Genomic DNA, 11,098 nt, shown 5'->3' with positions numbered 1-11,098 from the left:
GCTCGCATGCCCATGACGGTTCCCCTTCCCGCGACAAAACGCGTTTCTCTATTGCCGATTGCGGCCATCATTGTTTCGGCCATCGCCGCCATGCCCGTTCTGGCGATCTTCTGGCTGGCGCTGACCGGCAGCACGGAGGGGTGGCGACATCTTCTCGTGAACGTCCTGCCGCGAGCCGGATTTCGTACGTTCATGCTGCTCGGAGCAACGGCAGCGACGACCGCTTTCTTCGGCATTGTCTGCGCCTGGCTCGTCACCACGTTCGAGTTTCCGCTGCGGCGGCTGCTGTCGGCGGCGCTCGTCCTGCCGCTCGCCATTCCATCTTATCTCGCCGCTTATGCGTTCGGTGAGTTTCTCGACTTTACCGGGCCCGTGCAGAGCTTATTGCGTGCCGCTTTCGGTTATCACAGCATCCGCGACTACTGGTTTCCCGATATCCGTTCCCTCGGCGGTGCGGTCATCGTCCTGAGCTCGGTGCTCTATCCCTATGTCTATCTCTCGGCCCGTGCCGCCTTTTCCATGCAGGGGCGTTTTGCAGCCGAAGCCGCACGCACGCTCGGCGCAAAGCCTCTCAACGTGTTCTTCTCCGTACAATTGCCCATGGCGCGACCGGCGATTGCCATCGGGCTTTCTCTGGTCTTGATGGAGACCCTCAACGATATCGGCGCGGTCGAATATCTCGGCGTGCAGACGCTGACCTTCACCATTTACGAGACCTGGCTCAACCGCGGCAATCTCGCCAATGCAACGCAGATCGCCGCCGTCATCCTCATCATCGTCGGCGCGCTCATCGTAATCGAACGCAACGCCCGGGAAAAACAGCGCTTCGGCGCACCCAAGGCGACAAACATGACGCAGCGCCATCGGCTGAAGTCGCTGACCGGCTGGCGGCGCGGTGCGGCAACTGTTTTCTGCTTCCTGCCCGTGACGAGTGGCTTTCTCATTCCCGTCATCGTGCTGGGTGGTTACGCGGCCAAACGGTTCGATGCGCTGCTTGCGCCGAAACTTCTCAAGGCACTCGGGCACAGCCTCGAAGTTTCCTTTGCCACGGCCCTGATAACGCTGGTTGCGGCTTTCGTCTTTTCATACGCCATCCGCACGGGCCGGTCACGAACCTCGAAGTTTGCCGCCCGCTTCGGCTCCATGGGATACGGGGTGCCGGGAACGGTGCTCGCCATCGGCGTGCTCATTCCACTCGCGGCTCTCGACAACGGGGTGGACGGGTTCTTCCGTACACATTTCGGCTTTTCCACCGGCCTGCTGCTCTCCGGCACCGCCTTTGCCATCATCTATGCGCACGCCGTGCGTTTCATGACCATGGCGGAAGGCACGCTGGATGCCGGTTTCCAGAAGCTTTCGCCGCATATCGACATGGCTTCGCGAACGCTTGGGCGGAACCGGGCGCAGACGCTGTTCAGGGTGCTGTTGCCCAATATGCGGCCCGCGGCGTTGACCGCTTTCCTTTTGGTCCTGATCGAATCCATGAAGGAGTTGCCGGCAACCATCCTGCTGAGACCCTTCGGCTTCAATACGCTTGCCACGCTTGTTTACGAGAATGCCTCACGCTCCAAGGTGCAGGATGCCGCCGTACCGGCGATCATCATCATCATCGCCGGGCTTGTCCCCGTCCTTCTCGTTTCCAGATCGATGGATCATCCTGAAAACCGATGAACGTCCCGGCAATGAGACAAAAAAAGAAAGGCGGCCTTGCGGCCGCCTGGATAAGGTGTGCTTTTCAACGAGAGAAAGGGGGACAATCTCGCCAGATGGAAATTATCAATCCCGGCCATCAGTCATATGACGACCCTGCGTTGGGTTTACTTTCCGCCAACTCCCATTAACAAGCAGTTAAAACCAAAATCGATCAATCACCGACGAAAATTCCTATTCTGGAACCGTAAAGCCCCGAAACTAAATTACAGGTTTCTGATTTTATTGGCGTTTCAACAGTAACGCGAAGAAATCGGAGAATTCTCTCCGGTCAATTTCGCGCCGCGGCGTGTTCATCGCGCATCCGCTGCAACTCCGTGCGCTTCGAGGCGATTGAGGCGACGATGACGCCGACGGTCACAAGCCCGATCAGGATGGTGCAGATGGCGTTGATTTCCGGGGTCACGCCGAGGCGAACCTGCGAATAGATCTTGATCGGCAGCGTCGTCGCACCCGGTCCGGTGGCGAAGCTGGCAATGACGAGATCATCGAGCGACAGGGTAAAGGCCAGCATCCAGCCGGCAATAACGGCGGGAAAGATCAGCGGCAGGGTGATACGGAAGAAGGTCTTGACCGGTGGGCAACCAAGATCAAGCGCGGCTTCCTCGAGACTTCGATCAAAGGTCAAAAGACGCGACTGCACCACAATCGCCACATAACACATGGTAAAGGTGGTGTGCGCAATGACCACCGTCCAGAAACCGCGATCCACGCCGACGGCCACGAAGAGCAGCAGCAGCGACAGGCCGGTAATCACCTCCGGCATGACGAGCGGGGCATAGATCATGCCGGAAAACAGCACCCGGCCCGGAAAACGCGCAAAGCGCGTCAACGACAGCGCCGCGAGTGTCCCGAGGATGGTGCCGATGGTGGCGCTGAGGATACCCACGCGCAGCGTCACCCAGGCGGCATCCATCAACCCTTCATTCGACCACATGGACCTGTACCATTGCAGCGAGAAGCCGCCCCAGACGGTGACAAGCTTGGAAGCATTGAAGGAATAAACGATCAGGATGATGATCGGTATGTAAAGAAAGGCAAAACCGAGTGTGAGGACGGTGATGTCAAATTTTCCGCGCTTCATGGCCTCACCCCACCTTCTTTTGCTGGTTCTGGAAGATGGCGATAGGCACGACCAGCAACAGCAGAAGCAGCACGGCAACGGCTGATGCCAGCGGCCAGTCGCGGTTGCCGAAGAATTCCGTCCAGAGCGTCTTGCCGATCATCAGCGTCTGTGCGCCGCCGAGCAGATCGGGGATGACGAATTCACCTGTTATCGGGATGAAGCAGATCATCGAGCCGGCCACGACACCCGGCAGGGAGAGCGGGAACGTAATCTTCCAGAAGGCTTTCCAAGGCGGGCAACCCAGATCGGCGGCCGCTTCCAGCAGCGTATTGTCCAGCTTTTCCAGCGCGGAATAAAGCGGCAGTACCATGAAGGGCAAGTAGGAATAAACGATACCGATGAAGATCGCGGTTTCGGTGCGGAAGATGTTGACCTGCTGGTCCGGCCCGAGCAATCCAAGCCACTGGAACAGCACCGTCAGCAGGCCTTCCGGCTTCAAAATCCCGATCCAGGCGTAAACGCGGATCAGGAACGAAGTCCAGAAAGGCAGGATCACCAGCATAACCAGCGTCGGCCGCACGGAAGACGGCGCGCGGGCCATGGCCAGCGCCATGGGATAACCGATCAGCAAAAGCAGGAAGGTGGAAATGAAGGCGATGCGCAACGACGACAGATAGGCGTCGATGTAGAGCGGGTCTTCCGTCAGGAAGAGGTAATTTTCGAAATCCAGCTGCGAAAAGAAATCACCGAGCCTCGATAAGCCTTCGAAGACAGGGGTATAGGGCGGCATGGAGATCGCCGTATCCGACAGCGAGATTTTGAAGATGATGAAAAAGGGGGCCGCAAAAAACAGCAGCAGCCAGAAATAGGGAACCGCGACGACCAGCCAGCGCCAGGGGCTTTGCCGGTTTTCGGGAGTGGTGATCGCCATCGAAGCCTCCCTCAGCGCGTCAGGACGAGGCCGGAGTCCGGCTTCCAGTTCAGCCACACCATATCGCCGAAGATAATCGGGCGATCCACGAGACGCGAGACATTTGCCTGTGCGGCGCGGATGACGCGGCCATCGGCAAGCTTGACGATGAAGACCGAGAAGTCGCCCAGATAGCCGATATCCCATACCTCACCATAGGCGGAGTTGATGCTGCTATCGGCAGGCTGATCGAGCGAGATGCGCACCTTTTCCGGCCGGATGGCGAAAGCCACCTGGCTACCGGCGGCAGCGGCGCATTCCTGCTCAACCGCCACCTTCAGCCCGTCGCAATCCAGTGTCACGAGGCCGGGCCTGCCGATATCGGAAGCATTGGCGACGACATTGGCGTCGAAAATATTGATGTCACCGATAAAATCGGCCACGTAGCGGCTGTTCGGCGCTTCATATATCTCGGCGGGCGTCGCCACCTGCACGACAATGCCCTTGTCCATGACGGCGATGCGGTCCGACACCGTCATCGCCTCTTCCTGATCGTGGGTGACGATGAGGAAGGTGAGACCGAGATTGGTCTGGATATCCATCAGTTCGAATTGCGTTTCCTCACGCAGCTTCTTGTCGAGCGCGCCGAGCGGCTCATCGAGGAGAAGCACCTTCGGCCGCTTGGCAAGCGATCGGGCAAGCGCCACGCGCTGCCGCTGCCCGCCGGAAAGCTGGCTCGGCTTGCGTTTGGCGAATTCCGTGAGCTTGACGAGGCGCAGCATTTCCTCGACCCGGGCGACGATGTCCGCCTTGGGCAGGCCATCCTGCTCCAGACCGAAAGCGACGTTCTTTTCTACCGACATGTGCGGGAAAAGCGCATAGGACTGGAACATCATGTTGGTGGGCCGCTTGTAGGGCGGAACGCCGGAAATATCCTTGCCCTGCAGCAGGATGCGGCCCTCGGTCGGCTCCTCGAAACCAGCCAGCATGCGCATCAGCGTGGTCTTGCCGCAGCCCGACGGACCAAGCAGCGAGAAGAACTCACGCTCGTAAATATCAAGCGTCAGATTGTTGACGGCGACGAAATCACCAAAACGTTTGGTGACGTTTTCAAAGCGGATGAAGGGCACCGCATCGGGATTGTCCCAGGGGCTAAATTTGCGTTTGACCGGCCCTAGAGTTTTCGCCATTCACCCTACCCTCAAATCCCGTTGGTCTGTCGATCGATGCTTCGGGGCGGGCAATACCGGCAGGTAACGGACCTGCCGGCAAAGGATCAGAGGAACAGGCCCGCCGGCCGTTCCTCAACCAGCGGGCGGAGGTGTCAGCTGCCGGTCTTTATCTGCGTCCAGACGCGGTTCAGCACGCGCTGTTCCTTCGGTCCGTAAGGCGAGATCGTGAAGAGCTTCTTCATCGTCTCGGCATCGGGATAGACTGCCGGGTTCTTGGCGACAGACTCATCCATCAGCGCCTGCGAAGCAAGGTTGCCATTGGCGTACTGAACGTAGTTCGACGCCTTGGCAATGACTTCCGGCCGCATCAGATAGTTGATGAAGGCGTGCGCTTCTTCGACATTCTTGGCATCCGCCGGGATGGCAAGGTTGTCGAACCACATGTAGGTGCCTTCCTTCGGGATGACATAATTCACCTCGACGCCATTTTTGGCTTCCTCGGCGCGGCTCTTCGCCTGGAGGATGTCGCCCGACCAGCCGATGGTGATGCAGCTGTCGCCATTCGCCAGTTCATCGATATAGGCGGAGGAGTTGAAGGTCTTCACATAGGGGCGGATCTTCATGTAGACATCGCCGCCCGCCTCGAGATCGGCGGTTTCTTTGCTGTCCGGGTTCTTGCCGAGATAATTCATGGCAATGGCGAAGGTCTCGTCCGACGCATCGAGAATATTGATGCCGCAGGATTTCAGCTTTTCAGCATTTTCCGGCTTGAACAGAATATCCCAGCTATCGACCGGAACATCGCCCAGCGCAGCCTTCACCTTGGCGACGTTATAACCGATGCCGGTGGTGCCCCACATGTAGTTCACGGCATATTCGTTGCCGGGGTCGTATTTCGCCAGACGCTCGGAAACCTCGGGCCACATGTTTTTCAGATTCGGCAACTTGGACTTGTCAAGTTTCTGGAACACGCCGGCATTGATCTGGCGGGCGAGAAAGGGGCCGGTAGGCACGACGACATCATATCCGGAGCTGCCGGCCAGCAGCTTGGTTTCCACAAGTTCATTGCTGTCGAAAACGTCATAGACGACCTTGATGCCGGTTTCCTTGGTGAAATCGGCGAGGATCGATTCGTCGATATAATCCGACCAGTTATAGACGTGGACGACCTTTTCCTGGGCCATTGCCGAGCCTGCTGCAACGAGCGCGGTGGTGAGAGCCAAGGTCAGGCGGAGAGAACGGTTTTTCATGATGTCTCCTGTTAACGCATCCTCACGACGGGAGCGTGATCCCCTTTTTTCGGAGAGACTAGAAAGGAAAACAGAAGGGAGCAAGGGGGAAATGTGCAGCACAGCATTTTCAACCAAATGTGTTCCGATCGCAAAAAAGCGAATGAAAACACTTACTGGAAGTCGAAAACACTGAGGCCGGTGACCATTTCATCCAGCCCCAGCGGCCGCGTGAGCGGCGCTTCCGCCCGCGAAAGACAGCCCTGTCTTTCGCACAGCCGGCACGAAGGACCGACGGCGACGGGCGCAGCGCCCGAAGCGGCCGGGCCATAGACGGTCTCTGCCGCCTGAGCGAAATCGCAGCCCAGAAGCACCGCCGTTCGCCGCACCCTCTCGCCGAAACCAGCCTGCGGACCTTCCAGCGTGCGCGACACCGTGAGGAAAGCATCCCCGTCGGGCATCTCGACCGCTTCCACGAGCACTTGTCCCGGCTGGGCGAAAGCCGCATGAATATTGAGACGCGGACAGAGGCCGCCAAAACGCGCCCTTGGAAAACCGCCGGCCCCCGCAAGGCGAAAACGGTTACCGGCATTGTCGATTTCCATCAGGAAAAACGGGATCGCCGCGGCTGACGGCCGCTGCAGGCTGACGAGGCGATTGGCCGCCTGTTCAAACGATACGTTGAAGCGCGACCGCAAGACATCGAGATCGTACTTCGCCCGCTGGGCGGCGCCGAGGAATGCGCCATAGGGCATCATCAACGCATGAGCGGCGTAACGCGCCAGTTCGAAGCGGGCAATGCGTCTCGCCTCTTCCCCTTTCAGGCCAAGCCCTTCAAGCTCCGTACCGATTTCTTCGCGCAGCGCCAGAAGGCAGGTCTCCATCGCCATTTCCCTCAGCTGATCCGGCTGCGACAGGCGCTCGGATAAAAAAAGCCGCATGGAATGCCGGTCGTAACGTCGCCGGAGGTTCGGCATAGCGTGAACCGGCAGGGTGCGGACCACGATGCCGTGGTTTTTCTGGAGCCATGCGCGAACGCCGGAGGCGAGATCATCGCCCGTCGACAAATGTTTGTGGAGGTCTTCCGCAGCCGCATCGATGGAATGGAAGTAGGCCGGGCGGTTTTCAAAGACGTGTCGCACCTCGTCGATCGGCAGGCGGGTGGAGGAAAGCATCGTTTCATGACCCTCCCGCGCCAGAAGATCTGAGAGATCGGAGAGGCGCTGCGCCTGTTCCCGGTAAGCCCGGTATAGCTTGAGAACACCACTTGCCGCATTGGGCGCGGCATCGGCGACCTCAATCAGTTCCTGCGGCGACGGCACTTCGCCGACCAGCAGCGGATCGGCGAAGACCTCGCGCAGCTGCCCGGCGGAACCGGCGCTTTCGCCCTGCAGGTCATCCAGATCGACCTTGTACACAGAAGCGAGCTTCAAAAGCAGCTGCACCGTCAGCGGCCGCTGGTTGCGCTCGATGAGATTGAGATAGGACGGCGAAATCGCCAGCGCCTCGGCCATGGCCGTCTGCGTCAGCGCGAGACCATTGCGAATGCGGCGCACGCGCGGGCCCGCAAAAATCTTGTTTTCCGACACAGCCTTTCCCCTCCACCCCCGTCAACACATACAATTCCATTACAAAATCGACGGATCATACTCTTTTACAAAATTTACATTTTTACAGCGTCACTCTGTCATGCACACTACAGGATAACCTCTTTCAAGTCACTGTTTTTATGTTTGTTCTGGCGATCAAATCTCGAGAAATGTAAATGTAGTCACATCAAACGGCGCCATATGATGTTCAAGACGGCCCGCTACGAAAACCGCATTTATCATGGGAGAGAGAAGTATGACGGATTTTTACAAACTTGTTCCGGGCGCACCGCAGGGACGTTTCGACGGCATCGAGCGCACCTATACCGCCGCCGACGTGGAGCGGCTGCGCGGCTCTGTCGAAATCCGCCATTCGCTGGCCGAAATGGGTGCGAACCGGCTGTGGAAGCTGATCAACGAGGAGAATTTCGTCAATGCGCTGGGTGCGCTCTCGGGCAACCAGGCCATGCAGATGGTTCGCGCCGGGCTGAAGGCGATTTATCTCTCGGGATGGCAGGTTGCAGCGGATGCGAACACGGCCTCGGCCATGTATCCGGACCAGTCGCTCTATCCCGCCAATGCAGCGCCGGAGCTGGCCAAGCGCATAAACCGCACCCTGCAACGCGCCGACCAGATCGAGACCGCGGAGGGCAAGGGCCTTTCTGTCGACACCTGGTTCGCGCCGATCGTTGCCGATGCGGAGGCCGGTTTCGGCGGGCCGCTCAACGCCTTCGAGATCATGAAGGCCTTCATCGAGGCAGGTGCAGCAGGTGTTCACTATGAGGATCAGCTGGCATCGGAAAAGAAGTGCGGCCATCTCGGCGGCAAGGTTCTGATCCCGACGGCGGCGCACATCCGCAACCTGACGGCAGCACGGCTTGCGGCCGACGTTATGGGTGTACCAACGCTGGTCATCGCCCGCACGGACGCGGAGGCCGCCAAGCTTCTGACCTCTGACATCGACGAGCGCGACCGTCCCTTCGTGGATTATGATGCCGGGCGCACCGTTGAGGGCTTTTATCAGGTCAAGAACGGTCTGGAGCCCTGCATTGCCCGCGCGGTGGCTTATGCGCCCTATTGCGACCTGATCTGGTGCGAAACATCAAAGCCGGATCTGGAACAGGCGCGCAGGTTTGCTGAAGGCGTGCACAAGGTGCATCCGGGCAAGAAGCTCGCCTACAATTGCTCGCCGTCGTTCAACTGGAAAAAGAACCTCGACGACGCGACGATTGCGAAGTTCCAGCGCGAGCTAGGCGCGATGGGCTACAAGTTCCAGTTCATCACGCTCGCTGGCTTCCACCAGCTCAACTACGGGATGTTCGAACTGGCGCGCGGCTACAGGGACCGGCAGATGGCGGCTTATTCCGAGCTTCAGGAGGCGGAATTCGCAGCAGAGGCCAATGGTTACACCGCCACCAAGCATCAGCGCGAAGTCGGTACCGGCTATTTCGACGCCGTGTCTCTGGCGATCTCTGGCGGCGCGTCGTCCACCACAGCCATGAAGGAATCCACCGAGCACGACCAGTTCCGCCCGGCGGCCGAATAAATCAAGAAAACCGCCCTTCCCCATCGCGGGAAGGGCTTGCAAAGCAGATCAAAAACCCCTGACAATAACGAGAGGAGAAATGCCATGAACGCCCACAATCCCATCAAGACGCACGTCAAGGAACGCGCCGAGGAGCAATCCTCCGCCATGACGCAGGATCAGCAGGCTGCCATCCGCATGCTGGCCAATGACCTGCACCGCCTCAACCAGGCCGTCATGAAAGCCGTCGAGGCCGGCGTTTCCGTCGAGCTGGTCCGCTCGGCCCGCCACCATGGCGGCGGCGGCAACTGGGGTGATCTGCTTATCCCCGTCATCGTTGCGCAGGGGCGTGACGCCGCGTGAAACGAAAGACCGGAACATCATAATCGATGTTCCGGCCTTCAGTGCAAACGTCAGAAGTGGCCGCCTCAGAAGCTCGCCGACACGGAAACGCCGATGCTTACATTGACGCCCATCGCCTCCACGTTACCCTGGAGTTGGGGCGCATAGGGAGCGAAGCAGGCAAGTTGCGTCAGGGGAATCGGGTTCAGAACGGCCGGCGATTCCCACGCCAGATGCATCGCCACGCCTCCCACGAGCTTTTCCCAGCCTGCGATTTTGGTGCCTGAGGCTGCCGGCGCAATTGCCGTGACGGATTGCGAAAGAGCATCGGCAACAACTGCCGCGAGCCCCTTACTGACTGCTGCATAAAAGAGCTTTGCTGCTTCTTCCGGCGTTCCTGCTGCGGACATCGCATTTACGTATGATGCTGAAACTATCATGGCGGCCTCAACCTGAAAGGGTTAAACTTACAAAAGGCAACCTATGGATATTTTGATGCGCACGCAACTATAAATTATTAAAATTTATTTATACAACTGAATGTAATTTCATCTATGCCGGGCGGCTCTTGCGTCCGGCGTAGAGATCGGAATGGCTCTTGATCAGACGGGTCATCCGATCCGCCACTGTCCTGATATCGGGTCGGTGGCGATCGTCATTATTCATGACGATCCATTGATTGTGGCGCAGCGGTTCGATTTCGCCGCCCTCCCGGACGAGGCGCGCATCCGCATCGCCCACAAAACAGGGAAGCACCGCGATCCCCGCCCCTGACAGGACAAGATCGAGAAGCGCCGTTGGCCGGTTCACCGTTACGACGATCTCGTTGCTCCGGTTTTCATGCGGCCAGCGAAGATAGGTTGAAATGGCGTTTTCCTCGGCTACCGACAGCCAGCGGTCAGCGACAGTGGCGGCGGCATTGCGCAGCCTGTAGGGAGCGTAGGCAACCTCCCCCGTCTTGATGGCAGCGAGATTGCGCTCCTGCGGCTCGAAAGCGCGGATACCGATATCGTTTTCGCGATGCGCCAGAGACGCCCTCTGCTCGGCAATAAAAAGGTCGATGCGGAAATCATCGCGATCCGTGCAGATGGCGGAGAAGTTGCTGGTCAAGAGCCAGGCATTCCAGGTGCCCACGGCAATCCGCACGATGGACGAGGCCGATGACGCCTTCTGCCACCCCTCGATATCCCTGGCCGCATTCTCCATGGCCTGAAGTCTGTCGAACAACGCACGGCCGTCCACTGTGAGGGCGTATCCCGTCTGGCTGCGGTGGAACAGCGCCTTGCCGATCCGCTCCTCCAGCTCGACCATGCGCCGCCCTATGGTCGCGGGGCTTAAGCCCGTCAGCGCGGCGGCACCCGTCAGGCCACCGCTTCGTGACACATCGAGGAAAAGCTGGTAGGAATCCCAGGTGACGTTTTTCATAATTGAAAAACGTAGCGCATTTTCTTGCGCAGATAAATCAAAAAACGGCGTGCATCATGGCCCTCCGCAGTAAGAAGGAGAGCGAACATGCACGCGATTTTTGCAGCACGGGCCATTATTGAAAATCAGC

At 58.7% G+C, this 11,098-nt stretch carries 10 protein-coding genes; 3 read left to right on the top strand and 7 right to left on the bottom strand.

Going from position 1 to position 11,098, the window contains the following annotated elements:
• Positions 1-6 precede the first annotated feature (6 nt).
• Positions 7-1,671, top strand: coding sequence for an ABC transporter permease (locus EGT36_RS09585; protein ID WP_037090878.1), 1,665 nt, complete (start codon positions 7-9; stop codon positions 1,669-1,671).
• A 310-nt stretch (positions 1,672-1,981) separates the two neighbouring features.
• Here EGT36_RS09585 and EGT36_RS09580 read toward each other — a convergent pair whose 3' ends face one another.
• The 5 genes from EGT36_RS09580 to EGT36_RS09560 all read right to left on the bottom strand — a co-directional run bounded on the left by EGT36_RS09580 (position 1,982) and on the right by EGT36_RS09560 (position 7,676).
• Positions 1,982-2,794 (bottom strand): ABC transporter permease, encoded by an 813-nt coding sequence (locus EGT36_RS09580; protein WP_004440083.1) that lies wholly within the window; start codon positions 2,792-2,794, stop codon positions 1,982-1,984.
• A 4-nt stretch (positions 2,795-2,798) separates the two neighbouring features.
• The gene (locus tag EGT36_RS09575; RefSeq protein WP_037090880.1) at positions 2,799-3,707 is read right to left on the bottom strand and encodes an ABC transporter permease subunit; all 909 of its coding nucleotides are present in this window, start codon (positions 3,705-3,707) and stop codon (positions 2,799-2,801) included.
• An 11-nt stretch (positions 3,708-3,718) separates the two neighbouring features.
• Positions 3,719-4,876 (bottom strand): ABC transporter ATP-binding protein, encoded by a 1,158-nt coding sequence (locus tag EGT36_RS09570; RefSeq protein WP_125270337.1) that lies wholly within the window; start codon positions 4,874-4,876, stop codon positions 3,719-3,721.
• 134 nt (positions 4,877-5,010) lie between these two features.
• Positions 5,011-6,108 (bottom strand): polyamine ABC transporter substrate-binding protein, encoded by a 1,098-nt coding sequence (locus EGT36_RS09565; protein WP_037090882.1) that lies wholly within the window; start codon positions 6,106-6,108, stop codon positions 5,011-5,013.
• Between the two features lie 152 nt (positions 6,109-6,260).
• Positions 6,261-7,676: a helix-turn-helix domain-containing protein gene (locus EGT36_RS09560; RefSeq protein ID WP_037090883.1), complete on the bottom strand. Its 1,416-nt coding sequence runs from the start codon at positions 7,674-7,676 to the stop codon at positions 6,261-6,263.
• 256 nt (positions 7,677-7,932) lie between these two features.
• On the opposite strand from EGT36_RS09560, the gene aceA reads away from it, so the two are divergent.
• Positions 7,933-9,222, top strand: coding sequence for an isocitrate lyase (gene aceA / locus EGT36_RS09555; protein ID WP_022555644.1), 1,290 nt, complete (start codon positions 7,933-7,935; stop codon positions 9,220-9,222).
• Positions 9,223-9,306: 84 nt separating this feature from the next.
• A complete protein-coding gene (locus tag EGT36_RS09550; RefSeq protein ID WP_004432604.1) occupies positions 9,307-9,564 on the top strand; it encodes an SMc00767 family acetate metabolism repressor in 258 nt (85 codons plus the stop codon).
• A 65-nt stretch (positions 9,565-9,629) separates the two neighbouring features.
• On the opposite strand, the gene EGT36_RS09545 is transcribed toward EGT36_RS09550, so the two are convergent.
• Positions 9,630-9,953, bottom strand: a complete 324-nt coding sequence (locus EGT36_RS09545) for a hypothetical protein (protein ID WP_006698168.1) — start codon at positions 9,951-9,953, stop codon at positions 9,630-9,632.
• 142 nt (positions 9,954-10,095) lie between these two features.
• Positions 10,096-10,968, bottom strand: a complete 873-nt coding sequence (locus EGT36_RS09540) for a LysR family transcriptional regulator (protein ID WP_037090884.1) — start codon at positions 10,966-10,968, stop codon at positions 10,096-10,098.
• Positions 10,969-11,098 lie beyond the last annotated feature (130 nt).

This window comes from Agrobacterium sp. FDAARGOS_525, from assembly GCF_003938925.1.
GTDB lineage: Bacteria > Pseudomonadota > Alphaproteobacteria > Rhizobiales > Rhizobiaceae > Agrobacterium > Agrobacterium pusense.
The sequence above is the reverse complement of the archived record's forward strand: the minus strand, read 5'-3'. Positions and strand labels throughout refer to the sequence as shown.

What these genes read in the sequence shown, in the direction of transcription:
- EGT36_RS09585 (WP_037090878.1), top strand. Translation starts at nt 7, where the DNA reads ATGCCCATGACGGTTCCCCTTCCCGCGACAAAACGCGTTTCTCTATTG.
- EGT36_RS09580 (WP_004440083.1), bottom strand. Translation starts at nt 2,794, where the DNA reads ATGAAGCGCGGAAAATTTGACATCACCGTCCTCACACTCGGTTTTGCC.
- EGT36_RS09575 (WP_037090880.1), bottom strand. Translation starts at nt 3,707, where the DNA reads ATGGCGATCACCACTCCCGAAAACCGGCAAAGCCCCTGGCGCTGGCTG.
- EGT36_RS09570 (WP_125270337.1), bottom strand. Translation starts at nt 4,876, where the DNA reads ATGGCGAAAACTCTAGGGCCGGTCAAACGCAAATTTAGCCCCTGGGAC.
- EGT36_RS09565 (WP_037090882.1), bottom strand. Translation starts at nt 6,108, where the DNA reads ATGAAAAACCGTTCTCTCCGCCTGACCTTGGCTCTCACCACCGCGCTC.
- aceA (WP_022555644.1), top strand. Translation starts at nt 7,933, where the DNA reads ATGACGGATTTTTACAAACTTGTTCCGGGCGCACCGCAGGGACGTTTC.
- EGT36_RS09550 (WP_004432604.1), top strand. Translation starts at nt 9,307, where the DNA reads ATGAACGCCCACAATCCCATCAAGACGCACGTCAAGGAACGCGCCGAG.
- EGT36_RS09545 (WP_006698168.1), bottom strand. Translation starts at nt 9,953, where the DNA reads ATGTCCGCAGCAGGAACGCCGGAAGAAGCAGCAAAGCTCTTTTATGCA.
- EGT36_RS09540 (WP_037090884.1), bottom strand. Translation starts at nt 10,968, where the DNA reads ATGAAAAACGTCACCTGGGATTCCTACCAGCTTTTCCTCGATGTGTCA.